Source organism: Acinetobacter sp., assembly GCF_041919735.1.
In the GTDB taxonomy this organism is placed as follows: domain Bacteria; phylum Pseudomonadota; class Gammaproteobacteria; order Pseudomonadales; family Moraxellaceae; genus Acinetobacter.
In genome coordinates, this window is sequence record NZ_JAYRTF010000015.1 from 59,847 (window position 1) to 86,191 (window position 26,345).

The window sequence follows — 26,345 nt, forward strand, 5'->3', positions numbered from 1 at the left end:
ACATCATTTAATTAATGCCTATGCAAGAGCATCAACTTAATGAGCAACCCTAAAACTGATCTGCGCAACAATGCAGGAGATGAACAGAACACAAGCCGCGGCAAGTGCAGGATTATCACCAATGCCGCTGAGTGATGCGCAAATTGCACCAATGACCATTTGACAGCATCCATAAATACCGGATGCTGAACCTGCAATTTTAGGATTCACATTTAATGCTTTGGTTAATGCAGCAGGTGATGCTAAACCGGCACCTACACAAAAACAGACAATCGGTATCATCACGGTATAAACATTGATGATGTCAAAAAAGCTAAACAATAGAAAAATACTGGCAAATACAAAGCTGATGCCGCTACCAATTGCAATCATCCGGTCTATAGACCATCGGCCGGCCAAACGGCTGGTTGCAAATGTGCCAATCCAAACGCCAACCATGATTAAAGCCAAATAAATACCGACTTCATGCAAAGTGCCGCCCAGCTGCTGTATCACAATATAGGAAGCCACACTTAAAAAGGCATACATAGAGGTTGTCGCTAAACCGCCGCCTAAAGTCAGTCCCAAAAACTTTGGTGAGCTGATCAACTGCTTATAATTGCTGGCAACTATTTTGAATGAAGTATCACGTTTTAAGGCGCTGTCTTGAATAAATATATATACCAAGATCAAATTGATCAGGCCCAAAATGCTTAAAGCAATAAAAATGCTGCGCCAGCCGGAGATGGAGGCCAGCAGACCGCCTAACAGGGGAGCAAGCCCTGGGCCAAACATTACCATCATGTTCATCAGCGATAGCCGTTTGGTGGTGTCTGCGCCTGTCGAAGTGTCTCGGACAATAGCTCGGCCAAGCAGCAAGCCGGTACATCCGCCCAAGGCTTGTATAAATCGCATGCCAATCAGCATTTCAATATTAGCCGCGAACAAAGCGCCAATACTGGCTGCAGAATAAAGCAGCATGCCGAAAATTAAAATCGGTCTGCGGCCAAAACTGTCTGCCAACGGACCGTAAAATAACTGGCCAATCGCTAAACCTAAAATATAAACGCTGAGTGTAAGCTGAACTTCATGCAGGTCGGCATGAAAATCTTGTCCCACCAAGGGCAAAACAGGCACAAAAATATGCATAGCCAGTGTGCCGCTGAGGGTTAATACTGCCAGAAACCACAGCGGAATGTTGTTTTTTGGAGACATGATCAATCTTCCGCACTGTTATTGGTTTGAGGCTTTGCTCTTTGGCGATGATCAAATTCGAGTGGTTGATCCAAAGCTTCACCTTGAGGTAAATCTTCTAATATCAAAACCAAGCTTTTGAGTACTTGTCTAGCAATTTGAAAATCATGCGGATCTAAACGGGCTTTGATGTCATCTTCTAAACTTTGAGATATTTTCTGCAAATGCTCAATTACTTCAAGGCCTTGCGGAGTAATGCTGGTGGCTTTGGCACGGCGGTCATGTTCTTCTGGCACCCGTTCAACTAAACCGGCCTTCTCCAAATGGTTCAGCACGCGCACTATAGAGGAACTGTCAAGTGACAGCATCGCGGCCAAATCCTTTTGCCGAATGGGTTTGTCTATGCGGGCTAAATAAACCAATGGAAGCCATGTGGCATCAGTCAGATCATATTTTTCCAAGCGGCTGTCAATGGTCTTGCGCCATGTCCGCGCAACCAATGAGGCTAAGCCGGCAAATCGCAATTGATCCAGTTCAGAATGTGTACTCATAATTAAATAGATTGTATGTCATCTATTTTTCAAATATGCCATTTGAATGGGAGAAGTCAATTTTCAAATAAAGAATTATGAAGCTGAATCAATCCATCAATTTGCAGGCAAATGCAGGGGGAGAAAGGACTCATACCAGCGTGTTTAACGCTGGCTGATTAAAATGCGCTCACTGTTGGATGTGCAACATGCGGGAGCGGAATGGATGCGCAGATTGTGTTGTATCGAGAGCATGGTTTTGGTTTTTCATAGCATCATTATTCAGATCTTTATTTAAAGATCTGATCAGCAACCCACTGTCTCATGTATTGGGATCGTTTATTTTGAAACGGCAGTGTTTAAAAAGTCATTTATTTTAAGATTGAACCTGCCTGCTCCAAGATTGCTGTATCCGCACGTTTAACGGTTAAATAAACGTCTGGTGTTGTGCTGTCGCCCAATATATTGCGTTCAACAACATAGCTATACGCGCCGTTTTTGAATAGGTAATGATGATTGCCGCCGCTGCCATCAAATTCAACCGTGCCGTTATTTAACACCAAAGCCGGTTTTTCAGACTGCTTTTGTCCAGCTTTCCAAGCGGCATAACGGTACTTGCCATTGCTCAGTTCATCAATGCGGATATTAAAACTTTGGGTTTTAAAGACCAAAACCGGCGCTTTAAAAGACCGCAGGCTAGGGTGCAGCTGCTGCTTTTGCGCAGCCGTTAACTCATGTTTATAGCGCTGTTCTGCTTGACTGCTGTAATTGACAGCCGTGATTCTTTTGCCGTCAAACCAAATTTTACCGTTATCCAGCATCAGTCCGCGCCCGCCCATCGCAGTCCACTGGCTTGGTTTGGAATGGCTGATGTCCTGTTTTAACTCGGCGTCAAAGACTTGATCAAAACGGTTCATCATTTCTTTGGCATTCTTGATTTCCGGTATCGGTTCTTCTCACTGCAGCGGGTAGCGGATGCTTTGCGCAATTGCGCTTTTATTGTTTTGCTTAAACAGCTGAACGAGATGATCAACTTGTTTCTGTTCAGCGGCTGTCAGTGCAAAAACAGGCATGCTGCATGCAGTAAGGATGCAGGCTAAGTAAATTTTATTGATCATGGCTGCTCACCTGGCTCATTTTAAAGCAGTTAAACATCTTAAAATGATGCTCAATACAAGATCTTTATACAAGCGGTCTTTGTATTTAATTGAGTATGAATTATGAAAAAACATATAGAGTAAATGGCGTTGCAGCATTGAGGTGAAAGCTTGTTTTAAAGCCGACTTTGGTAATTTTTTTGCTTAAATTTAAATTGTTTAGCTGATGTAATGACAACGTGTGTTAATTATCAGTCATAAAATCATGGCTGAAGCATTTAAATTTGCAACGGCCACTGCAGATCTGCCTAAAATATTCAGTTTATGGCTATTGGCTGAACTGTCTCTATGTATCCCCATGCTTTAGGCCGATTCCTTAAATCTGCAATCGTTTTACCGGCAATGACAATGGCTGTATTGAAAGTGACTGTGATGAAATTCACTCGATCCGTCAAACAGAGTAGGCTATATTTTATTAAAACTGATCTAAAAATTTAAGACCTACAATTATGTTGTTAAAAGTTGTCACAATCGCATTAATTCCAGCTTTAATCGTTCAAGGCTATCGCGTCAAAAAGAATACGCCGCGTTTACCGGAGCCGGAAGGTCTGCGTGACGGGCATACGGGTATAGGTACGCCGCTCTCAATCTTAATTCTAGGCGACTCCGCAGCAGCCGGTGTGGGTGTAGAAACCCAGCAGGATGCCTTGCTCGGTGCCGTTATTGACGAATTGAAAATGGATTATGCAATTGACTGGAAACTGCATGCCAAAACTGGTGATGGAACGAGTCAAATAATTCAGAATATTCACACATTAGAAAATCGTCATTATGATGTGGTGCTGACATCAGTAGGCGTGAATGATGTCACTAAACTAATGTCTGCAAAGTCATGGGTGAAGAAACAGCAGGATTTATACCGCTTGATTCAACAGAAATTTAATCCTACATTGGTGGTGGCTGCTGGCGTGCCGCCTATGCATCTATTTCCCGCACTGCCGAATCCTTTAAGCTGGCTTTTTGGACAATATGCCAAGCAAATGAATGCGGAATTGGCTCATTTGGTGCATACCCGCAGCAATATGCAGTGGATCGAATATGATTTGCACAAATACCAAGCGCTGAATTTAGACATGGCCGTGGATGGCTTTCATCCAAGTAAAGAAATTTATCAGATTTGGGGCAAAGCCGCTGCAGATCTGATCCGTCAGCAATTTTGATTACTCAAAACAGTACAATTTTAAGCAATGAAAAAACTTGAATTAGAACCTACTCAAAACGCAGTCGATCATCTTGGTGAGATTGAAACGCATCCCTTTCAGCCATTTTTGCCTCACAATGGTAAATTGCTAATCATGGGCAGTTTCCCGCCGCCAGCAGCACGCTGGAAAATGGAATTTTATTATCCGAACTTCCAAAATGACATGTGGAAAATTTTTGGCATTTGCTTTTTTCAGGATAAAAATTACTTTCTCAATGTGGACAATAAAACTTTTAAGGAACAGTTGATTCGAGATTTTTTGAATGAAAAAGGGATTGGTCTTTTTGATACGGCGTATCAAGTAATTCGGCTGAAAGGCAATGCCTCAGATAAATTTTTACAGATTCATCAACGGGCGGATATCGCCAAGCTGTTAGCGCAAATGCCAGAATGCCGCAATATTATGACCACCGGCGATAAAGCAACGGATACGTTGATGCTGTCGATGCCCGAAGATGCAGAAAAACCGAAAATTGGACAGTCTGCACATGCGACCTTTGCCGACCGAGATTTAACCTTATATCGGATGCCGTCTTCATCACGCGCTTATCCTTTAGCACTCGAGAAAAAAGCCGAAGCCTATGCTCAATTATTTAAAGAAATAGGCTTACTTTAAGAGAGTATTTGCTATATTTAAAATGATTGAGGTAGAAAGCGGTTGCTTAAAGCTGCTTGGGCATCATGACTGGATATTGAACCCAACGATAATGGTGTACTTTAAAATCTCGCACCTGATGAAAATCATTCCAAATCAAACGACTGCCTTTGGTCCATTTTAAAGCTTTGATTCTACGCTGCACTAAAGCCAATTCTGCTTCTTGTGCTGGCCTTAATTGTCCAATTTCGACATATAAACGGATGCCCGGATAATCTTGAAATTGTCCCGTGATTAAGGACTTCAGCCAAAAGAGTTTGCTGCTGTTAATGGCTTGTATGCAGGCTTTAGGGTTCTGAATGAAATTCTCTTGCAACGCTTCAGAATAAGTATCAAAAAAGAAACCTGAAAAACTGTCTTCATGCAGAAATAAGGTGCCAATTGGTGTGATGGTTGGCTGTAAGTTTTGATCGACGGATGCAATGGAGCAATGCATAGACGCGCGTTGCGCATCTGCCATTACTTTACGAATTGTACCCAATGTTCAAAATTCATTATTTAGCCTTTTATTGTTATTGTGCTTAATCTTTACTATAGCAAAACTTGCACAGCATTCTTTGCTGAACAGTGGCAATGAAGTGGTCATTCACGCCACTGCTTTTATATTTTCAGTCGCTTAGGCATATTTTTTTGCCATAACCACACAGCCGACCACAGCCAAAGAGACCGCAATCATTAAAAAACTAATCTGTTCATTTAACAAAGCAGCGCAAAACATCAGTCCAATAAAAGGCTGCACCAGTTGAATTTGTCCCACTTTGGCAATGCCGCCCAAGGCTAAACCTTTGTACCAGAAAAAGAATCCGATCAGCATGCTGAAGATCGAAACATAAGCGAGTCCAATATATGCAGATACAGGGATATTATTGAAATTTTGAGGGAAATATAGCCAAAAAAGAGGCAGCATAATGGGCAGTGCAATCACTAAAGCCCAGCAAATAACTTGCCATCCGCCTAAAGTACGCGAAAGCACACCACCTTCGGCATAACCTAATCCACAAAGTAAAACGGCAATAATGATATACAGGTCACCCAGTGAAACGCCTTCCAAACCTGATTGATACAGCATAAAGAAAATAACCAGACCGCTGCCGATGCAGGCATATACCCAAAAGGCATTTTTTGGCATTTCCTTTGCCCGCAGCACCGCAAAAAATGCAGTAGCTAAGGGCAGTAAAGCAACAAAAACTAAGGAGTGTGCGGCCGTGATAGTTTGCAAAGCCAATGCAGAAAATAAGGGAAAACCAACGACCACACCAGCGGATGTAATACATAACGATTTGAGCTGCTGTGTGGATGGTCTTGGCTGTTTTGAAATAGTTAATAGAATCAAGGCTAAAACAGCAGCAATGCAAGCACGTGCGCCAGTCAGAAATTCAGGGCTGAAACCTTGCACCGCGACACGGGTTGCAGGCAACGAACCTGCAAAAATAATCATACCAATGAACCCATTCAGCCAGCCTTGATGAATTTCTTTTATATTGATTTGCATTGGAATTCCATGTGCATTGTACGATAGATGCTCTATAAAATTTAAACCTTGGCGCACAACTGATATAGATACAGTCCAATACAATTAAAAAGAACTGTTATGGTTAAAATACCCATACAATTTGCATTTAAAAAGGCATTTTTATAAGCTGAATAGAGTGAAAATGTGGCGGCTTGGCTTACTCAATAAAAAGTTCAATAAGCAGTTAAATAAAAAAGTGAAGTCCAGACAATCTGTATAAGGTATGCATGGCAGGAATGAAATATGACAAAAATTGAATGGGTCATGCAGCAGGTGAGTACGCTCATCGATCAGAAGCAGCTGTCTGAAGGTGGACGCGTACCTTCTGTACGTCAATTTGCGCAGCAGCTCGGCTGTTCAGTTTCAACCGTTGTTGAAGCTTATGCGCGCCTCGTCAGTACAGGTATTTTGGAATCACGCATTGGCGCTGGCTATTATGTCTGCAAGCCATCAACCACAAGGACATTATTGGTTGAACATTCCATTGAATATAGCCGAGAGGTGGATCCACTTTGGATTTCCCGTCAGTCTCTGGATGCCCATGATGATATGCTCAAGCCGGGTTGCGGCTGGCTGCCAAAAGAATGGATGCCTGAACAGACTTTGCGTAAAGCATTAAAAACAGCTGCTAAATCTGATAGCAGTTTCCTGCTGGATTATTCTATTCCGCATGGACATGTAAATTTAAGACGCTACATTGCGCGCAAGCGTGAAATCTATGATGTAACGTTGAATCTCAAGCAGATTTTGATCAGTGATTCGGCCACACATTCCATTGATTTGATTTTCCGCCATCTTTTAAAAGCGGGCGATACGGTGCTGATTGATGATCCGTGTTACTTTAATTTTCGAGCCTTAATCAAAGCGCATGGACTGAATTGTATCGCTGTATCCTATGGAAAAAATGGCCCAGATGTAGAAGCTTTCAAACAGGCATTGCATTTTCAGCCCAAACTGTATTTGACCAATTCAGGTCTGCATAACCCAACGGGTGCTGCGCTGTCGATGCAAACCGCATTTGAAATTGCCAAATTGGCAGAGCAGAGCGGCCTGACTATTGTTGAAGATGATATTTTTGCAGAGCTTGAATATTTGCATGCGCCGCGCTATTTAACATTGCTCGGTTTAAAGCAGGTCATCCAAATCGGCAGTTTTACCAAAACGCTGTCTGCGGCTGTGCGCTGCGGTTATATCATTGCGCAAGAAGCGATGATTGAACAGCTCATTGATTTGAATATTTCGACACATTTTAATACCAGCCATCTCAATGCTGAAATTATCTATCAAGCGCTGATGGACAGCAGTTATGGGCGGCATATTGAATGGGTCAAGAAACAATTACAAAAGCAGATGATGGAGACGGTGAAAAAGCTTGCTCTGTTGGAAATTCATCCTGTGGTGATACCGAAGGCAGGAATTTTTTTATGGTGCCAATTGCCCGTACATATTGATGCCGCCCAGCTGTCAAAAAATTGTTTGGCCAAAGGCATTATTCTTGCGCCGGGCAACTCATTTAGCCAAGCGCAAAATGCTGGACAATTCATGCGCTTTAATGTGGCGCAATGCATCGACAAAAAAGTCTTTGATGTTTTGACCTTGTGTCTCAATGAACTGCAATTGCAGAATGTCGGATAAATTTTAGATATTTATACCTTAACAATGAAACTAAGAGGCAAATACTAAGAGTAAAATATAGCTGCATTAAGCTTTAGCCATCATATTCGACATAGTCCCACAGGTTTAAACGGGCTTTAATTTCCTTACGGATATTTGGCATCAAAGGCAGTAACGTTCCATCAATCCATAAACTCAGCGCTTGAGACGACAGCTTTTGCTGATCTGCATCAATCAGTTGAGCACCTTTAACCACGACGAAGGTTTCAGTCTCTGCTGCTGTTTCAATGCCTTTAAACAAGACTTGAAGTTCATGTCCGGTATCTTGAATCAGCCATTCCAGTTCAATTTGAATATTTTGATTCGATTTAAGAACGGCTTGGCCTTCAATCAGCTCATGATCACTTAAACAGTCATGCTCAACACGGACTTTGGACAATATCCATTCTTGAGTGCCTAAGTCTTCTAAAGTCTTAAATGGCGTTAAAATATCACTTAAATTGAACTGGCGGCTTAAATCAAAAAATTGCATTAGGGGAGATCACGAAGCATAAATAAAGGAGATGTATTGCGATGATAATTTTAAAGCAATGGAAAAGTGCTGTAAAACCTTTGCGCATATTGATCTGTTTTATGTCTAAATACTAGGCGAATAAATATAACGATATATGCTATTCATAGATTGAGAAGAATAAGCAGGTGAGTAATATGGCAAAATCGAATAACAAACTTGAAGACAATATAAACGAAAGATTGGATCAAGAAACAGCTCTAACCGATGTACCTAGCCCCGTAGATTTAAAAAATCCAGATGAAGCTTTGCAATGGGCCAATGAAGTGAATATCAAGCGGCCATGGCGTTATGAAATATTTGCTTATTATGTACAGGAAATTTTACAGCACGCGCCAAATGGAAAAGTTTTGGAACTAGGTGCGGGGCCGGGTTATTTAGCCAAGCATTTATTGCAGCACTGTCCAAATATTGAATATACCGCTTTTGATTTTTCAGAGGCTATGCATAAGCTTTCAAAAAGTAAGTTAACTTCTTCCGAGTTGGAAAGGGTTGAATTTGTCACTGGAGATTTTAAACAACCAGATTGGGCAAAGAAGCTAAGCCAGCAAGGTAATCAGCGACATTTTGATATCATCATTATTCATCAAGCGCTACATGAGTTGCGCCATAAACGCTATGCGTTAGAATTTCATCAGGCGGTTAAAACGATAATGCATGAGCAAAGTATTTACTATGTTGGTGATCATATTTTTGCCCCAGATGGGCAGCAAAATAATCAACTTTATATGTCTATAGATGAACATCTTGCTACATTTTCAAATGCAGCATTTAGAGATGTACAATTTATTCAGAACTTAAAAGGGTTGGCCGTATTTAAAGCTCAACCCTAACCACAAATGAAATCATCGAATGGATATTGTGACTGGTAGATCTTCAGCATTTAAAAAAATGAAAGAAATACGAGTAGGTGTGAAATGCGCAATTAACTTGTAATTACATCATCCATTCAATAGGTAGGTAAGACACGGTATGCATAGCAAAACGCTGGAATTTGGTTGTTTGAGGATCAACCTTTAATTCATGGGTCGAGCCATCGGGCTGATGGTCGAGCCAAATAATTTGATCATTTTGATCGAGCTTTAATTCATACGCGATACGCGGCAAATACTGATCTAATGTTTTAGAAATTTGATTTTGAAGCTGTTCTGATTCAACCACCAATCCAACTTCTGTATTTAAATTTGCCGATCGAGGATCAAAATTAAATGAACCAATAAAGACCATACCGTCTATATCAAAAAATTTAGCATGCAGACTAGACGCATTTTTCCCTTTTGCTGGAATAACGCTACCAGTTGCTACCTCGTACCAAGTTCTTTTTTTGCGCTCAATATAGGGCTTAAACTCATAAAGCTGAACGCCATTTTTTAGTAAATCATGGCGATATTTTTGATAAAACGCATGCACCAACGCCACATCATTGGCCGCTAAAGAGTTGGTGAGTACACGGACTTTGATATTATTCTTGGTTAATCGAGTTAAATAGTCAGTGCCATGCTGTGTCGGGACAAAATAGGCCGATACCAGTTCTAAATGCTGTTTTGGCACGCCCATAAAGTGAACCATTTGCCGATAAATCAACTGTTCCTTGCTAGCATTACCGCGGATTTTATTGGGACTGTCGGCAACAAAGTGCGCGGGCGCCCAGTTAAATTTACGCTGCTTCAGATTTTCATTTAATTGCTGCTGTGCATATTCAATTTTATTTTCGACATTATTTTTTTGAATGGCATCTTGTTCATAGTGTTGATTTAACTGCGCCAAACTTTCTTTAGAACCATTGCCCAATAACTGCCGCACATCATAACTTAAGTCATCATTCCAGAAGTCCAGAAATACCTCATTGGCATGATTTACCGCATTGCCATAAAAAAGAATATCTAAATCAGTAAATTGGAAACTTTCACTGGCATCAAAATATTCACGGCTGATATTGCGCCCACCAGTCACCGCAATCGTACCATCGGCAATAATCAGCTTATTATGCATGCGGTGATTAATATTTTTCATGCGAAATGCGTAATCGATAACTCTTAATTTTCGAAATTTATAAGGATTAAATAACTTAATTTCGAAGTTTGGATGCACGGCAAGGGTTTTCAGCGCATCATCAAGCTGTATACCATTTTGGTCATCAATTAAAAGCCGCACTTTTACGCCGCGGTCTGCTGCTTTGAGCAACTCATGCAGCATCATATGGCCAATATAATCATCTTTCCAAATATAATATTGCAGGTCGATATTGTGCTGTGCCGAACGGATTAAATGCACACGTGATGCAATGCTGATAAATGCATCATCGAGCGCCAGATAACCTGTCAGTCCTTTGGCCAACTGCTCATCAACATTGCTGTCATTTAACCAATGCTTCGAATGCGGTTGAATGGGTAATTCTGGCTTTGATGTATTCATTGGTAAACTGCACCCCGTAAGCATCAGAAACATTAAAGAAAATGAAACTGCTGGTATCGATGAATGTATCTGCATATTTATTATGGCGGAATCAAAAAATTTATAAGTTCATATTATCATCATGTTAAAGGTTGAATCATGCAATAAAAAGCGGTTACTGTAGGCCATCTGTTAAACTTGCCAATAAAGGATGTTTACTCAATGAAATCTCGTGCAGCTGTCGCATTTGGGCCAGGCCAACCTTTAGAAATTGTCGAAATTGATGTGGCGCCGCCAAAAGCCGGAGAAGTGCTGGTTAAAATCAGTCACACCGGGGTATGTCATACCGATGCATTTACGTTGTCTGGCGATGATCCAGAAGGTGTATTTCCAGCCGTATTAGGCCATGAAGGCGCAGGCGTTGTGGTTGAGGTCGGTGAAGGCGTGACCAGCGTGCAGCCGGGTGATCACGTGATTCCTTTATACACAGCGGAATGCGGTGAATGCTTATTCTGTAAATCAGGCAAAACCAACTTGTGCGTCGCAGTTCGTGCAACTCAAGGTAAAGGCTTGATGCCTGATGGCACCACGCGTTTTTCTTATAATGGCCAGCCGATTTACCACTACATGGGCTGTTCAACTTTCTCTGAATATACCGTTGTTGCCGAAGTGTCTTTGGCAAAAATTAACCCAGAAGCCAATCATGAGCATGTGTGCTTACTAGGCTGCGGCGTAACCACCGGCCTAGGCGCTGTAAAAAATACCGCTAAAGTTCAGGAAGGCGATACAGTTGCAGTCTTTGGTTTAGGCGGTATTGGTTTGGCTGTTGTGCAAGGCGCGAAAAAAGCCAAAGCCAGCCGTATTATTGCTGTCGATACCAACCCAGAAAAATTCAAACTTGCTGAAGAATTTGGTGCAACCGACTTTGTGAACCCGAAAGAGCATGATCGTCCGGTACAAGAAGTGATTGTGGAAATGACCGGTTGGGGCGTAGACCATTCATTTGAATGTATTGGCAATACCAATGTTATGCGTTCGGCTTTGGAATGTGCACATCGTGGCTGGGGCCAATCGGTGATTATTGGTGTTGCAGGTGCAGGTCAGGAGATCTCTACTCGTCCATTCCAATTGGTGACAGGCCGTACGTGGAAAGGCACTGCATTTGGTGGTGTAAAAGGCCGTTCGCAATTGCCGGGTATGGTAGAAGAAGCGATGACAGGTGAAATTCAACTGGAACCATTTGTAACGCATACCATGGGCTTGGATAAAATCAATGAAGCTTTCGATTTAATGCATGAAGGCAAATCTATCCGTTCTGTGGTGCATTTCGAAGACTGATGGTTTTAATCTTTGAACGAATAAAAAAACCAAGCTTCGGCTTGGTTTTTTTATGTCTTATATACCTTAAAGGTAGAACGATCCAGGACGTGTTATGCAGATAAACAGCTCAGGTTTTCTATGGAGCTATTTTGGCCTTTCCCGCTGCCTAAGATGAATTGACATTCATGATTGGCAAAATATGCCACCTTGTCTGACAAAAAATGCAAATAAACCGTAAATGACAGATTCTGTCCCGTATTGACATAGAACATAAAATGGCCATGCCATATCTTGGCACCACAATAATAAACACTTGTATATTATTTTAAAAGCCAGTCAAAACGAGGGTCATATGCAGATACGCACAGAATATCAGCCGGAGTGGATTCGTGAAGATTTTGTTGATTTTATTGCAGAGAAATTCAACTCAATTTGGGCATGGAAAAAAATTAAAGCTGAAATCATCAATATCAAACCATTAAGCACCGACTTTATTCAGCTGCAATTGCGCCCAAATCAAAACTTTCAATTGAATGCTTATCAGGCAGGACAGAGCATCTTAGTGACTGTGGTGATTGGCGGTGTGCGCCAGCAGCGAAGTTATTCGATTGTTCAGGTTTCACCGCAAGGTTTATTGAGCATTGCTGTGAAAAAGCAAGGCCGCGTATCCAATGCATTAACGGCGTTGCCTGTAAATTCAACTGTGGAAATTTCTCAGCCTCAGGGTGATTTTGTTTTACAGCCTTCTGAACGCGCGAGTCTGCTGATTGCGTCAGGCAGCGGCATTAGCGCAATTTATGCATTATTGAACAGCCATTTGCTCAATCATTCAAAACCGGTCGATTTGCTTTATTTTAGCCGTGACAATGCTTATGCCGCTGAACTGACAGCCTTGGCGGAGCAATATCCGCAATTTAAACTGCATCTGATAAATACCACACAGCAGAAGCAGCACCTAACGTTGGAGCTGCTCAGCGAGTTGGTTGACAATTTTCAGCAGCGTGAATGCTATGCCTGCGGCGCATCGGCCATGATGCAAAGCGTACAGAAGATCTATCAAGCGCTGGAATTAACGGAGCAGCTGCATACTGAATATTTTCAATTGCTCATTGATGAAACGCTTGCAGTGCAGCCGGTGAAATTTTTACTTGCGCAGCAGGAGTTTCAAGCCAAAAGCAATTTACTGGACAGTGCTGAGCAAGCAGGATTAAGGCCGGCGCATGGCTGCCGCATGGGCATTTGCAATACCTGCTCATGCACCAAAATCAATGGTTCGGTCAAAAATATGCTGACGGGTGAAATCGACAGCCAAAGCAACTCACAGATCAAGCTGTGCATTTCGCAAGCCATCAGTCCAGTCACCATTAATCTATAAATCATTTAAATAGGCGTTAAAGGGGAAGAAAAATAAATGAATAAGCCCGTAAATTTTAATGTGAACAGTAAATCGCAATATTTAAGCCCAGCGCAAATTGAAGAATTTGGCGCAAAAGTTGAAGCCATCCGCCGTGAAATTATGGACAGTTTGAGCGAACAAGATGCGCAATATATTTATAAAATCCGCAATTTTGTCCGCTATAGTGAAATTGCCTCACGCGGCATGCTGATGTTCGCGGGCTGGCTGCCGCCGGTTTGGCTATTAGGCACAGGCCTGCTGGGCATCTCTAAAATCGTGGAAAATATGGAATTGGGTCATAACGTTATGCACGGCCAGTTTGACTGGCTGAATGATCCCAGCCTGAATGGCGCCAATTATGATTGGGATACCATGGCGACAGGCCCTGACTGGAAATACACCCACAACTATATTCATCATACCTATACCAATATTGTCGGCATGGATCATGATGTAGGCTATGGCCTGATTCGGGTGAGTGATGCGCAAAAATGGGAACCGCGCTTTTTATTCAATCTTCCATTGGCGGCCCAGCTGATGCTGTTTTTTGAATGGTATGTGGGCGTGCAAAATCTGCATATCGAAGATGTGATTGCTTATAAAACCAAAACTTGGGCGCAAGTGTGGAAAGAGGCAGAGCCAGTGCGCAAAAAAATGCAGCGTCAAATCATAAAAGATTATGTATTTTTTCCGCTCATTGCTGGGCCAAATGCGATTCCCGTCTTTACCGGTAATGCCGCAGCCAATGTGATCCGCAGCTTATGGGCGTCTGCCGTGATTTTTAATGGCCACTTTACTGAAGATGCTGAAAATTTTGAGATGGACAATATTGACAATGAAACCCGAGCCGAATGGTATTTGCGCCAAATCCGCGGCTCCAGCAATTTCAGCGGAACGCAGTGGCTGCATATTTTAAGCGGCAATTTAAGCCATCAGATTGAACATCACTTGTTCCCAGATATGCCGGCAAACCGATATGCAGAAGCTGCGCCAAAAATCCGCGCATTATGCGCCGAATACGGCATTCACTATAACGAAGCCAGCTTCATGAAACAGTTCGGCAGTGTTTGGGTGCGCATTGCCAAGTGTTCATTGCCAAATGACTGGAAAGCGGAAACCAAGCACTATGCGGCGAAAGCCAAACAGCGTGTGCAATCGGTGCTGGCGAGCAAATTTAACTTTTAAATGCCGGTTTGCAAAGCTTCCAGCTTGCAGTCCGCATTTCAGATGGATAAGTTTTTGAAGAATAATGCCTTATCTTTAAAGCCTAAAGATTGAATGCAGAACCCAGCCTATGTGCTGGGTTCTGTATATGGCGCATATGCAAAATGATTGAAAAGTTCAGCCTTTATCAAAAAAAAGAAGATGTCCTAATGTCTGAAATATCATGGCATTTATGCAAGCTTATGGCTCCATCTGGAAGCTGTTTTCAATTCCGCATTGCTGCACAAAGTCAGCATCATGCGATACTAAAATCACAGCGCCTATATATTGACGGATGGCCTGCGCCAATAGCTCGTGTGACTCAATGTCCAAGTGATTTTCAGGCTCATCCAAAAGCAGCAGCTCAATATTTTCAGGCCAAAAAATTAAGCTGAGCAGGGCCACTTTGAGTTTTTCTCCGCCGCTTAATTCTTTCAGCAGCTGTTCTGCTGCGAATCCACAGTTGTCCCAGTGGATTGCGCCATTCTATGGAGGAGTGATGGATTGCGTCATAAATGCACCGCATACAAGATGCATGCGCAAAATAGCGATTAAATATTGGATTAACTTATATAAAAAATCTAAGTATTTAAAAGGGGTGAAGAAAATGACGCTATTTTACACATCAAAAAATTAAACAAAAATGATTTTGATGATGGAACAGTGCTTACTTTATGGGCAGATACTCGAACGAATAAGGGGGGAGATTTGTTGCGCGTTTGAGTCTATTTGGAGGTGATTATTTCATCAATATATAAATAAATAGTGCCATAAGGCTTAGCTTTATATTTATTGGATAATTCCAGCAGAAAGTATAAAAAACTATTGTCAAAGCAGAAAATACAGCGTATTTTAATTTTCAGATACTTACTTTTTGATGATATCAAGATGTTAAAGCAACCATTGATCCCAAACGCTTATTATTATTTCTGGCAGTTTAGATAATTGCCTGAACGCGTTCGGGCAAGAAAAATGGTTGCCCACCAAGTTTATACCTGATCGGCAACCCTGATCAGGTTTTTTTATGTCTTGATTTTTATAAATATTTTGGAGAATTTTTATGTACACACTGCGTATTTCATATTTTAGCAACGGTTATTGGTTTTACTTTAGTCAGTTTATGTCTAAAACCCTGAAGTCCAAAAGTCCCATAACGCTCAAATAAAAGATCGGGCTGCAAGAACAGCAGTCCAAAGGAAAGACCAATGAACGCTTTAAATACTGCATTACAACAAACAGCGGCAAAAGAAACAATTTTAAGCCTGCCGTATCAATTAAAGGCGCAGCTGCCTTTGACACATACACTGGCTGTGCAAATCGCAGAGCAGCGTCAAATTATTCAAAATATTTTAGAAGGCACGGATGACCGGCTGCTGGTAATTACAGGCCCTTGTTCAATTCATGATCCTCAATCTGCGCTTGAATACGCTGAAAAAATTAAACAATTGCAGGCGCAAATATCTGACCAAATTTTCCTGGTCATGCGTGCATATATTGAAAAACCGCGCACCACCGTCGGCTGGAAAGGCTACATGTATGACCCGAATTTAGACGGGTCAGGCGATATGCAGCTAGGCTTGGAAAAATCGCGTGAATTATACTTGCAAATTATTGAGATGGGCTTGCCGATTGCTTCAGAAATTTTAAGCCCAATGGCTACAGCTTACTTCGATGATTTGCTGGCGTGGGGCGCAATTGGCGCGCGGACCAGCGAATCACAAATTCACCGTGAAATTTCCAGCCACATGCCATACAGCATTGGCTTCAAAAATGGTACAGATGGTTCGATTCAAATTGCCCTGGATGCAATTCAGTCGGCGTCAAATGCGCATCAATTCATGGGCATGGGCCAGAACGGTTTGCCGAGCATCCTATCCTCTCAAGGCAATCCGAAAGCGCATTTAATTTTACGCGGTTCGAATAGCGGGCCGAATTACCACTTAGCTGAAATCGAAAAAATCAAAGCTAAAGCAAAGGGTGAATTTCCAGCATTGGTCATTGACTGCAGTCATGGCAACAGCAGTAAAAATCCGCAGTTGCAGCCTGAAGTGCTGCGCACCATTGCCGCCGAACGCCATTTAAGCCATGTGCGCGGCGTAATGCTGGAAAGCCATTTAGTAGACGGTGCACAGAAGATTTCTGGTGAGATGACCTATGGCCAATCCGTGACGGATGGCTGTTTGGGCTGGGAAAAAACGCAGCAGCTGCTTTTGGACACGGCTGAGCTATTGACTAGCGCCCAGCTTCAACGCAGCGCTTAACCACATGACAGTACTGTATGCAGAATAAGTGATGATTGTAAAATGCTCTTCAGATGAAGGGCATTTTTTTCGCGGCAATTTTTTTATCGCAGCAAGAGTGCTTTTCAGCATCTGCCTCGCAATTTCACTGCCTAATTATTTTACTAAAGGGTGAAATGCATCAAATTTTATATTTTAAACCAGCATTGATATACATTAATGAAGAAAAATATTATTTAAATGAATGATTTATGTTTGTGGCAGTAATTGGTTTTATGCACAATAAGCCGATACAAAAATAAAAACTGTAAATAAGCAGAAGTTTTGTATTGATGAATAAAATTGAGAGGAAAAAATACGATGTATGCTGCTGAGTTGCTGGAAGAGGCGCGCCGCTTAATGTTTCATATGCTGACCAAAGTGGTTGAATACGGCGGTTCAGATTTATTTATAACAGCGGATTTTCCACCCAGCATTAAGCATCAAGGCTTGATGAAGCCCTTTGGCCAGCAGGAGCTGACAGCAGATAAAACAAAACTTTTTGCTTACAGTTTAATGAATGAAAAACAGCGCAAAGAATTTGAAACTGAGCTGGAATGCAATTTTGCGATTAGTGTGCCAAATGTATCGCGCTTTCGTGTCAACGTTTTTCAGCAGCAGCTGCACGTTGGCATGGTCATTCGTACCATTACCGCTGAAATTCCAAATTTTACCCAGCTTAAACTGCCGGAATCACTGAAAAATGTGATTATGGAAAAGCGGGGGCTGGTGCTGGTGGTCGGCGGGACAGGTTCAGGCAAATCAACCTCTTTAGCGGCCATGATTGATTATCGCAATGAACACAGCGCGGGGCATATCATCACGGTAGAAGACCCTGTGGAATATGTGCATAAGCATAAAAAATCCATGATTACCCATCGTGAAGTCGGAGTGGATTGCCACTCTTGGCACAATGCGTTAAAGAATACATTGCGTCAGGCGCCGGATGTAATTCTGATTGGTGAAATCCGTGATACAGAAACCATGGAGCATGCTATTGCCTTTGCCGAAACGGGACATTTATGTTTAGGCACATTGCATTCAAACAATGCCAACCAAACTTTAGACCGCATTATTAACTTCTTCCCAGAAGAGCGCCGTAATCAATTATTGATGGATTTATCATCCAACATGAAGGCGATTATTTCACAACGTTTAATTCGAACTGAAGATGGCAAGGGGCGCCGCGCTGCAGTTGAAATCATGCTGAATACGCCATTGATATCAGATTTAATTTTGAAAGGTGAATTTCACGAACTGAAAGCAATTATGTCTAAGTCACGTGAATTAGGCATGCAAACTTTTGATCAGGCATTATTTGATTTGTATAACGATGGCGCAATTTCCTATGAAGAAGCGCTGCGGAATGCCGACTCAACCAATGAACTGCGCTTGCAGATTAAACTGAAAAGTCCAAGAGCGAATCCGGCTGTACAGTCACCTGCAGCTGGATTCAGCATGCAGGCGGAGGCTAAAGAGGAAAATAGCGATAATAATGAAGCTGCTGCATCCTAATTAGACATGCTGAACCGCAACGATTCAGTATGATCGTCATCATCTCATTAAAAAAGAGCAGGCTGATGCTGATTCGGCCTGCTCCTGATGCGCTTTCAATCAAACGGCAATAATTTAATTCCCGTTCTTCAGATGTATTGCTCAGCAGCAATAGGCTGGAAGATCTTGCAAGACAATCGATTTTAAAAAGCTAGGCTTGCAATCTTATTGTTTGCAGCATTATTCAAATGTCGGTTTTTGACTGACAATCACTTTGTAATACAGCACACTGACCAGAACCAATACGGCGCAGATGACATAGGTGATGGTATAGCCGCTGCCTGAAATAACCATGCCCAATACAATAGAACCAATGGCAATGCCGAGATCATAAAACGTAAAATAAGTTGAGGTAGCGTGGCCGATCCGGTGTTTTGGCGAACGCTGAATCGAAATGGTCTGCAGGCAAGGCTGCACTGAACCAAAGCCCATGCCAATAAGGACTGCCGCGAATAGGAAGCCTGCTGCGCTGTCAATAAATGCGAGAACGCCGAGTCCAATGGCAAACAAAAACAATGCAGGATAAACCACCGCATTTGGCCCTTTGCGGTCATAAATTTTACCGGTAATCGGGCGCAGGCTCATCATAGAAAAAGCGAAAACGACAAAGAACATACTGGCATAGCTCAGCATATGTTTTTGCTCTGCAAAGGTCGCAATAAAATTCATGATGCTGGAATAGCAAAAGGAAATCATCATGGCCATGAGCGCGACTGGCAGGGCTTTAAATTCGATAAAATCGTCAATGCTGATGCGTTTTTTGACAGTCGCAGCTTCCGGTTTTTTATGTTCCGGCAGCGGAATTAAAAAACAAAAGATGCAGCCCAGCGCTACAAAAGCAGCTAAGATGCTGGCAACTGCGGTATATGACATGCTTTGAATAAAGGTCAGGCCAATTAATGGGCCTAAGACAATGCCGAGGTTAATGGACATCAGGAAATAGCCCATGCCTTCGCCTTTGCGCTTGGCTGGAATGTATTCATTGGCGATCGGCACTGCAACGGTGGTTAAAATACTGAACCAAATACCATGCAGAAAACGGATGACCATTAAAACCGTCAAATTGTCGGCCAGGATATACGTTAGGCTGAATAGGCAAAACAATGTTTCGGAAATATATAGCGCTTTTTTGGTCCCAAGCTTTTCAATGATCAAACCGCTGAAAGGGCGCACAGCAATTGCGGAAATCATGAATAAAGTCATGGCGAGGCCGGCTTGAGAAATATTGCCGCCCAAGTCATTGAGAATGTAGATCGGTAATATCGTAATCTGCGCGAAATAAAAAATAAATAAAAATAGATTATTCAACAAACACAGAATAAAGGGCTTATTCCATAAATGTTGTGCACTTACAGTGTTCATAAATTACCTGAATAGAGGAGATTGGGCTGGCGGTTTGGTTCTTTTTATCGTTTTAATTCGCTCAAGCTCAGACAAACCGTCATTGAATAGGCATATTATAAAATGAAAAAGTCAAAAAGTATATTAATTGTAAAATTTGAATGTTTAAAGTAAATAAAAATGCTGAATAATGGATGGGATTTATCTTATTTTGATTATTGAGCTGAATTTTTATTTATTACAAATAATATCTCATTTCTCACCGGTTTAAGATTAATCTAAAGAAAGCATTACCTTTGGGGACCGCTGCCATGGAATCAGACAAAAAAATGATTTCTTTGCCAGAGCAAAGGACGGAATTGGCTGTGACTGCACCATTGCCTGTATATTTTCTAGGGCACGGATCGCCGATGAATGCCATCAGTGATACTGTGTTTTCTCGAAATTGGCATAAATTAGGCGAGCAGCTTCAGCCTAAGCCTGCAGCCATCTTATGCATTTCAGCGCATTGGCTCACGCAAGGCCTGAGTGCCGTCACCTCGGCAGGCACGCTGCAGACCATCCATGATTTTGGCGGCTTCCCGCAAGCTTTGTTTGATGTGGAATATGATGTGCAAGGCTCACAGGCTTTGGTGAGTGCGGTGAAGCACTGCGTCAATATGGTTTCTATCTCAGAAGATAATCAGCGCGGCATTGACCACGGCGCATGGAGTGTACTGGTGCATATGTATCCGCAAGCTGATGTGCCCGTTGTGCAATTGAGCATTGATTACAGCCAGCCTGCGTCTTTTCATTATCAGCTGGGACGGCAGCTGCGCGCTTTGCGGCGTCTGGGCATATTAATTATCGCCAGCGGCAATTTGGTGCATAATCTCATGCGCGTAGCTTGGGATAAGCTGCATGAGCCTGTTTTTGGCTATGACTGGGCTATAGAAGCGGATGCAAAAATGAAAAAATGGCTGTTGGAAGGCCGGCATCAGCCGTTAATAGATTGGGATAAACAGGGCAATGCGTTTAAATTGGCGATACCCACGCCGGATCATTATTACCCGATGCTTTATGCATTAGGCATACAGGAAGAACATGATGAACTGACGGTGTTCAATGAGGCTGCGGTCGGTGGTTCACTCACCATGACGTCGTTTCGTTTAGATTACCGCTTGTAAATCTTTATCCAGGCCAAAACAAAAAATCAGCGCAGAGGCTGATTTTTTGTTTTGCAATAATGCTGTCATTGCATTCACTGGATCTATTGCAGGCCAGCTTCATATTCACTGCTGGACAGCAATTTTTCAACATCCGCCATATTGTCCGGCTTAATTTTATAAATCCAGCCTTTGCCATAAGGCTCATCGTTGACAAAGTCAGGGTCGTCTTCTAAATCTGGGTTTACTTCAATGACAGTGCCAGAGACAGGCGCATGAATATCAGATGCTGTTTTAACGGACTCTACGACACCGGCTTGGTCTCCGGCATTGATATGAGCGCCAGCTTCCGGCGCTTCCACGTAAACTAAATCGCCCAACGCATCTTGTGCATGATCAGAAATGCCAGTTACGACAAGATCACCTTCAATGCGCACCCATTCATGCGTGCTGGCATATTTCAAATCTGAAGGGTGATTCATGGATAACTCCTTAAAACTGTTAAAATCATTTTTGGCATGATTTATACATGCTTTTCTTTAAAAACAAAAGAACTTCTCAGCCAAATAAGGCTAATCCGCTATAGATAAGGGTCTTTGCGCCAATTGCTCGGACTGCGCCCGCTCCAGCGCTTAAATGCGCGGCTGAAATTGGCGACATCGCTATACCCCAATTCATCGGCAATTTGCTCGAGCGTGAAATCTGTACGTGACAGCAAAGAGGTTGCATGGCGGTAGCGCACCTCATCCACCAGTGTGGAAAATGACGTTCCTTCCGCAGCCAATTGGCGTTTAAGGGTCCGGTCGGACATGTGCAGCCGTTCTGCGACTGCTTCGATACTCAAATAATGCTGCTCAGAATTGGTCAGCAAGTCACGGACGCGCATTGCTAAACGGTGGCGCTCACCCAGCGCGGAAAGCTCTGCTTCGCATTGATTAATCGCAATTTGGCTGGCGATAGGATCTGCATGAACCAATTTATTGCCTAAATACTGCTTGTCAAAACTCAAGATCAAGTGCGGCTGCTCAAAGCGGAAATTATGGTCGGGAAATTTCGCCATAAAACGCTCAAAGCCTTCTGGTTTTGGGAAGTCGAAGTCGATGTCTCCCGAGCTGTAATCGGTGCCGGTAATGGCTTTGCCCATGCTGATAATGCCAAAAATAAGGGCAATGGAAATTTCCGTGCGCAAGGGTTCCAAGGTGACATCTGTTTGCAGCTGAACGGTGGCTTTGCTGCCGAAAGTCGAAAAGAACAACTGTAAAAAAGGCATGCGCAGCTGAATAAAGCGGTTGGCCAAAATCAGCGCATCGGTAATGTCTTTAGCGGTCATGATGGCATAGCCGATAAATCCATGAATGGAAATCCGCATTTGCGTGCCAAGATGGTACCCCAGTGTCGGCTCGCCAGTGAGGCGAAGAGCATGCTGCACTAATTCATTGGCGACGGCCGTTGGAATGCGGTAATTGGGATCAGCTAGCTGTTCACTGTTTAAGCCAAATGGCTCGAATAAAGTTTGGTCATTGTAGCCCCAGCGGGATACGACATCTAAAAGCAATAGTCCGTAAACACCGGGAATACCTTGGTCTTGCCGTGAAGAAGGTGTTTTCATTTGCTATCCGTTGCAGTCTGATCTTGTTCTATTTGCACAAAGCTATGGTTTTCGAAGCTATATTGTCATGAAATAAAACTGAGCACTATCAAAATTGTTTGACAATTTAGCGGAGCAGATGAGTATGAACTGATGAGGTTTTTACTGCCATCTGCCGCTAAATTTATGCCTGCTGGCTGTTAAGCTTCTTGCACAATTAAACTAAACAGCAAGCGCTTCTTTTTTAAAGACAATAATTTTTGTGGTTGAAATAAACAATACATCGCCATGCTGGTTGAGGGCCTGGGTAATGTAGGTCACAATGGCACGGTCATTTTTGCTTTTCGATGGCGTAATTGCTGCAATTTCGACTTCAACATGGAGCAAATCGCCAGGCCGGGTCGGACGGGGCCAGCGGACACTGGATTCGGAACCGACCAAGCCGTTGGCGATTGGAAAGCATTCTGTCCATAAACGCATCGTCACTGCCGCGGTATGCCAGCCGCTGGCTGCCAAGCCTTGAAACACCGGATGCTCAGCTGCCTTTTCTTCATCTAAATGAAAGGGCTGCGGATCATAAGCCTGAGCAAACTGTTTAATTTCCTCTAAAGTCATTTCATATTCGCGGCTTATAAAACGGTCACCGACGTGAATATCTTCCAAATACAGCATGTTTTCAGGTTCCTTCTCGCTTAGTTTTCTTGGTTTTCTTCATTGGGCTTATTGGCGTGCTGTTCGATTAAAAAACCGCCCGTTTGGCGCTGCCATAAATGTGCATAGATGCCATCCATCGCGACCAATTCTTCATGTGTGCCTTGTTCTGCAATTTTGCCTTGATCCAGCACAATCAAACGGTCCATTTGCGCAATCGTCGATAAACGGTGGGCAATGGCAATAACAGTTTTGCCTTCCATCAAATCATTCAGGCTGGATTGAATGGCCGCTTCAACTTCTGAATCCAGCGCGCTGGTCGCTTCATCTAAAATTAAAATCGGCGCATCTTTTAAGAACACCCGCGCAATGGCAATACGCTGGCGCTGACCGCCCGACAGTTTGACGCCGCGTTCACCGACATAGGCGTCATAGCCTGTTTTTCCGCGCAAATCGACCAGCTGGGGAATAAATTCGTCGGCCTTGGCTTTTTGCACAGCAAGGTGCATTTCTTCATCGCTGGCATCGGGACGGCCATATTTGATATTTTCTGCCACAGTGCGGTGCAGTAAAGAGGTATCTTGCGTCACCAGCGCAATATTGCGTCTGAGGCTGTCCTGTGTCACATCTTCTATATTCTGGCCATCAATCAAAATACGACCTTGGTTGAGGGTATAAAAATGCAGAAGCAGCTGTATAAGCGTTGATTTTCCTGCGCCCGAACGGCCAACAATGCCGATTTTTTCACCTGGCTTGATGGTGATGTTCAGCTGATCAAAGACATTTTTCGTGCTGTAGGCAAAACTGACATTTTCAAATTTAATTTCGCCTTTGCTGACTTGAAGTTCTTTCGCATCCTGCTTGTCTTGAATGCTGATCGGGCGGCCTAGCGTTTTCATACCGTCTTGAATCGTGCCGATATTTTCAAACAATGCAGAGGTTTGCCACATAATAAATTCAGCGATGCTGCTGAGCTTGAGGATCATCGCAGTTGCTGCGGCAATTACGCCAAGCTCGGCTTGTCCATGGATCCACAGATAAATGGCTGTGCCAATTACTCCGCCGTATAAAACAATATTCAATAGGCTGATGCTGATAGAATACTGCGCGCCCAAACGCATTTGCTTAAAGACGGTAACCATAAACTGCTGCATAGACGCTTTTGCATATTGGCTTTCGCGGCCTGCATGCGCAAACAGTTTGACCGTTTGAATATTGGTATACGCATCTGTCACGCGCCCAGTCATGACGGCGCGGGCATCTGCCTGAGCATTGGATATGCTGCTGAGTTTAGGAATAAAATAAGATGCCGATGCAATAAATAAAACTAGCCAAAGCATGAGCGGAATCAGCAGCATCGGGGAGATAGAAGCAAATACTAAGCTGACGGTGACAAAATAAATCAGCACATAGGCCAACATATCACCCAAAATAATCCAAAATTCACGTATTGCCAGCGCGGTTTGCATCACTTTTGCAGATAAACGCCCGGCAAAATCATTATGGAAAAAGTCTAAGCTTTGCTGCAGCAGCAAATTATGGAAGCGCCAGCGCAAACGCATCGGAAAACTGCTGTAGAGCATTTGATGCTTTACAATGGTTTGCAGGCTGGAAAAGAACACATTTGCCAATAATATGCAGCTGAGAATCGTCAAATTTTGGCTATGGTTGTGCAAAAAAGTATCTGGCTGGCTTTGGCTCAGCCAATTCACTAAATCGCCGATTTTTGCATATAAAAATGCTTCAAAACTTGCAGCGCCGGCAGTATACAGCACCAGCAAGAGCAAATAGCGTTTTACGCCGTTAGCGGATTGCCAGACAAAAGCAAAAAAAGTTGTAGGAAGAGGCTCTGTCAAACCCTTTTCTGGATATGGGTCTACAAGCTTTTCAAACCACTTCAGCATAAGTGAATACCTTTATCTTTAAAACCCTTGTAACTCAACATGTTTGGATGATCCATAATTAAAACATTACTTTAATTGTATGCTTGCAACATGTTTAAACTCGTTCGAATGAACTGCAACCTGTCTGAACTCAATTATTTTTACACCTGATTTATACCATTATGAGAATGTTTAAGGTGTAAATTTTTCCATGGAAATCGTATCAGTATGAATGCTTTCAGCTGAAAATTGACGATTTGGGCTGAAATTAGAATCAGCCATCAAGAATATCCTGTTTATCAAGAGAGTAAAACATTTCACATAAAAAGGCTTGCTCAAAGTTGGTTAAAAAACGTGAAGTGGAACTTGTTTTGAAGTGTTTTTGGAATTGAACTATTTATTCATTGAATCTAAAGAAAATTATTATTGGCACAAAAAGAGGTGGTTGATTTCTGAATAGTAAATCCAAAATTTATTGATATGAAAATGCTCCAGGCAGGGCTTTATCTGCGTAGCAGTGAATTGAAAAGCAAAATAGAAAAAAGCAGAGATGAGCTTAAAGCTGCACAAGCTCAGCGAGATAGAGCATTCGTCTTCTAAGTAAGGTATAGGCCACAAGCTCAATTCTTGTATGGTTCGCCAAATTGAGATGCCGCCATCAAAAATGAAGGAACCTATTTCGAAAAGTCAAAAAAAAACCTACAAACCAATGCTGTATTGATCTGTAGGCATATATAGAGTCACCGAGGTATTTTTTTCTTGTTAAAAAACAGATTACGGCAATAAAAAAATAAGTAAACATAAGTATTTGTTATATAAGTATTTATATGGAGAATGGTGTTGGCTTAACTCTTTAATTAATAAGGATAAATAATATATCAAATCAAATATTATTATGGTTGAGTGTTAAGTGATCATTTAAATCCATAAAAAAAATATGGTTTTTGATTTGACCTGAAACGAATGAGTTTTAATCCAATGCAGCATTATGGAGCCTTTGTGGCAAAAAGCTAAATTTTGAGATAGTGTTAATTACTTCGCAATATATTATTTAACCCGAATCGCGGATAAGAAATAAACTTGAAAATAAGAGGACTAGAGCCATCAGTTGAGTTACCACACAAAACTCACAACTCTAGTCCTAATGTTCAATAGTACCGAATTATTCTGCGTAATT

At 42.4% G+C, this 26,345-nt stretch carries 23 protein-coding genes and 1 pseudogene; 10 read left to right on the forward strand and 14 right to left on the reverse strand.

The genetic code is table 11. The features are described 5' to 3' along the window. Positions 1 to 36: 36 nt before the first annotated feature. From ACE3T3_RS10260 to ACE3T3_RS10275, 4 genes are all read right to left on the reverse strand, one after another. The gene (locus tag ACE3T3_RS10260) at positions 37 to 1,194 is read right to left on the reverse strand and encodes a multidrug effflux MFS transporter (protein WP_374666579.1); all 1,158 of its coding nucleotides are present in this window, start codon (positions 1,192 to 1,194) and stop codon (positions 37 to 39) included. Positions 1,195 to 1,196: 2 nt separating this feature from the next. Then, complete coding sequence (locus tag ACE3T3_RS10265) at positions 1,197 to 1,724, reverse strand: MarR family winged helix-turn-helix transcriptional regulator (RefSeq protein ID WP_374666581.1); 528 nt, start codon at positions 1,722 to 1,724, stop codon at positions 1,197 to 1,199. Between the two features lie 350 nt (positions 1,725 to 2,074). Next, positions 2,075 to 2,623 (reverse strand): hypothetical protein, encoded by a 549-nt coding sequence (locus ACE3T3_RS10270; RefSeq protein ID WP_374666584.1) that lies wholly within the window; start codon positions 2,621 to 2,623, stop codon positions 2,075 to 2,077. A 36-nt stretch (positions 2,624 to 2,659) separates the two neighbouring features. After that, positions 2,660 to 2,821 carry a hypothetical protein gene (locus ACE3T3_RS10275; RefSeq protein ID WP_374666586.1) on the reverse strand — a complete coding sequence of 54 codons (162 nt, stop codon included), beginning with the start codon at positions 2,819 to 2,821 and terminating at the stop codon, positions 2,660 to 2,662. 488 nt (positions 2,822 to 3,309) lie between these two features. On the opposite strand from ACE3T3_RS10275, the gene ACE3T3_RS10280 reads away from it, so the two are divergent. Further along, positions 3,310 to 4,020, forward strand: a complete 711-nt coding sequence (locus ACE3T3_RS10280; protein WP_374666588.1) for an SGNH/GDSL hydrolase family protein — start codon at positions 3,310 to 3,312, stop codon at positions 4,018 to 4,020. A 27-nt stretch (positions 4,021 to 4,047) separates the two neighbouring features. Further along, a complete protein-coding gene (locus tag ACE3T3_RS10285) occupies positions 4,048 to 4,677 on the forward strand; it encodes a uracil-DNA glycosylase family protein (RefSeq protein WP_374666590.1) in 630 nt (209 codons plus the stop codon). Between the two features lie 46 nt (positions 4,678 to 4,723). On the opposite strand, the gene ACE3T3_RS10290 is transcribed toward ACE3T3_RS10285, so the two are convergent. Next, a complete protein-coding gene (locus ACE3T3_RS10290; protein ID WP_374666627.1) occupies positions 4,724 to 5,176 on the reverse strand; it encodes a pyridoxamine 5'-phosphate oxidase family protein in 453 nt (150 codons plus the stop codon). A 156-nt stretch (positions 5,177 to 5,332) separates the two neighbouring features. Continuing rightward, a complete protein-coding gene (locus tag ACE3T3_RS10295; protein ID WP_374666629.1) occupies positions 5,333 to 6,196 on the reverse strand; it encodes a DMT family transporter in 864 nt (287 codons plus the stop codon). A gap of 276 nt (positions 6,197 to 6,472) precedes the next feature. Here ACE3T3_RS10295 and ACE3T3_RS10300 point away from each other — a divergent pair, with 276 nt between their 5' ends. Further along, a complete protein-coding gene (locus tag ACE3T3_RS10300) occupies positions 6,473 to 7,864 on the forward strand; it encodes a PLP-dependent aminotransferase family protein (RefSeq protein WP_374666592.1) in 1,392 nt (463 codons plus the stop codon). 73 nt (positions 7,865 to 7,937) lie between these two features. Here ACE3T3_RS10300 and ACE3T3_RS10305 read toward each other — a convergent pair whose 3' ends face one another. Further along, on the reverse strand, positions 7,938 to 8,375 hold the full coding sequence (locus tag ACE3T3_RS10305) for a hypothetical protein (RefSeq protein WP_374666594.1): 438 nt from the start codon (positions 8,373 to 8,375) through the stop codon (positions 7,938 to 7,940). Between the two features lie 176 nt (positions 8,376 to 8,551). Here ACE3T3_RS10305 and ACE3T3_RS10310 point away from each other — a divergent pair, with 176 nt between their 5' ends. Continuing rightward, positions 8,552 to 9,247: a class I SAM-dependent methyltransferase gene (locus ACE3T3_RS10310; protein WP_374666596.1), complete on the forward strand. Its 696-nt coding sequence runs from the start codon at positions 8,552 to 8,554 to the stop codon at positions 9,245 to 9,247. A gap of 103 nt (positions 9,248 to 9,350) precedes the next feature. Here ACE3T3_RS10310 and ACE3T3_RS10315 read toward each other — a convergent pair whose 3' ends face one another. Continuing rightward, the gene (locus ACE3T3_RS10315; protein WP_374666598.1) at positions 9,351 to 10,904 is read right to left on the reverse strand and encodes a phospholipase D family protein; all 1,554 of its coding nucleotides are present in this window, start codon (positions 10,902 to 10,904) and stop codon (positions 9,351 to 9,353) included. Between the two features lie 126 nt (positions 10,905 to 11,030). On the opposite strand from ACE3T3_RS10315, the gene ACE3T3_RS10320 reads away from it, so the two are divergent. The 3 genes from ACE3T3_RS10320 to ACE3T3_RS10330 all read left to right on the forward strand — a co-directional run bounded on the left by ACE3T3_RS10320 (position 11,031) and on the right by ACE3T3_RS10330 (position 14,709). Then, positions 11,031 to 12,146: an S-(hydroxymethyl)glutathione dehydrogenase/class III alcohol dehydrogenase gene (locus ACE3T3_RS10320; protein ID WP_374666600.1), complete on the forward strand. Its 1,116-nt coding sequence runs from the start codon at positions 11,031 to 11,033 to the stop codon at positions 12,144 to 12,146. 334 nt (positions 12,147 to 12,480) lie between these two features. Beyond that, positions 12,481 to 13,503 carry a ferredoxin reductase gene (locus tag ACE3T3_RS10325; RefSeq protein ID WP_374666602.1) on the forward strand — a complete coding sequence of 341 codons (1,023 nt, stop codon included), beginning with the start codon at positions 12,481 to 12,483 and terminating at the stop codon, positions 13,501 to 13,503. 36 nt (positions 13,504 to 13,539) lie between these two features. Then, positions 13,540 to 14,709, forward strand: coding sequence for a fatty acid desaturase (locus tag ACE3T3_RS10330; RefSeq protein WP_374666604.1), 1,170 nt, complete (start codon positions 13,540 to 13,542; stop codon positions 14,707 to 14,709). Between the two features lie 219 nt (positions 14,710 to 14,928). On the opposite strand, the pseudogene ACE3T3_RS10335 reads toward ACE3T3_RS10330, so the two are convergent. Next, positions 14,929 to 15,223: pseudogene (locus ACE3T3_RS10335) on the reverse strand (ABC transporter ATP-binding protein); the annotation flags it as partial. A gap of 709 nt (positions 15,224 to 15,932) precedes the next feature. Between ACE3T3_RS10335 and ACE3T3_RS10340 the strand changes: the two are divergent. Together ACE3T3_RS10340 and ACE3T3_RS10345 are read left to right on the forward strand one after the other, a co-directional pair. Further along, positions 15,933 to 16,988, forward strand: coding sequence for a 3-deoxy-7-phosphoheptulonate synthase (locus tag ACE3T3_RS10340; protein ID WP_374666606.1), 1,056 nt, complete (start codon positions 15,933 to 15,935; stop codon positions 16,986 to 16,988). Between the two features lie 339 nt (positions 16,989 to 17,327). After that, positions 17,328 to 18,521 (forward strand): PilT/PilU family type 4a pilus ATPase, encoded by a 1,194-nt coding sequence (locus ACE3T3_RS10345; protein WP_374666608.1) that lies wholly within the window; start codon positions 17,328 to 17,330, stop codon positions 18,519 to 18,521. Positions 18,522 to 18,740: 219 nt separating this feature from the next. Here ACE3T3_RS10345 and ACE3T3_RS10350 read toward each other — a convergent pair whose 3' ends face one another. Then, on the reverse strand, positions 18,741 to 19,922 hold the full coding sequence (locus tag ACE3T3_RS10350; RefSeq protein WP_374666610.1) for an MFS transporter: 1,182 nt from the start codon (positions 19,920 to 19,922) through the stop codon (positions 18,741 to 18,743). 290 nt (positions 19,923 to 20,212) lie between these two features. On the opposite strand from ACE3T3_RS10350, the gene ygiD reads away from it, so the two are divergent. Continuing rightward, the gene (ygiD, locus tag ACE3T3_RS10355) at positions 20,213 to 21,067 is read left to right on the forward strand and encodes a 4,5-DOPA dioxygenase extradiol (RefSeq protein WP_374666612.1); all 855 of its coding nucleotides are present in this window, start codon (positions 20,213 to 20,215) and stop codon (positions 21,065 to 21,067) included. 83 nt (positions 21,068 to 21,150) lie between these two features. On the opposite strand, the gene gcvH is transcribed toward ygiD, so the two are convergent. From gcvH to ACE3T3_RS10375, 4 genes are all read right to left on the reverse strand, one after another. Then, on the reverse strand, positions 21,151 to 21,528 hold the full coding sequence (gene gcvH / locus ACE3T3_RS10360) for a glycine cleavage system protein GcvH (RefSeq protein WP_374666614.1): 378 nt from the start codon (positions 21,526 to 21,528) through the stop codon (positions 21,151 to 21,153). Positions 21,529 to 21,626: 98 nt separating this feature from the next. After that, the gene (locus ACE3T3_RS10365; RefSeq protein ID WP_374666616.1) at positions 21,627 to 22,655 is read right to left on the reverse strand and encodes an AraC family transcriptional regulator ligand-binding domain-containing protein; all 1,029 of its coding nucleotides are present in this window, start codon (positions 22,653 to 22,655) and stop codon (positions 21,627 to 21,629) included. Positions 22,656 to 22,856: 201 nt separating this feature from the next. Continuing rightward, complete coding sequence (locus ACE3T3_RS10370; RefSeq protein ID WP_374666618.1) at positions 22,857 to 23,306, reverse strand: MaoC family dehydratase; 450 nt, start codon at positions 23,304 to 23,306, stop codon at positions 22,857 to 22,859. Between the two features lie 20 nt (positions 23,307 to 23,326). Then, positions 23,327 to 25,189 (reverse strand): ABC transporter ATP-binding protein, encoded by a 1,863-nt coding sequence (locus ACE3T3_RS10375; RefSeq protein ID WP_374666620.1) that lies wholly within the window; start codon positions 25,187 to 25,189, stop codon positions 23,327 to 23,329. Between the last annotated feature and the right edge of the window lie 1,156 nt (positions 25,190 to 26,345).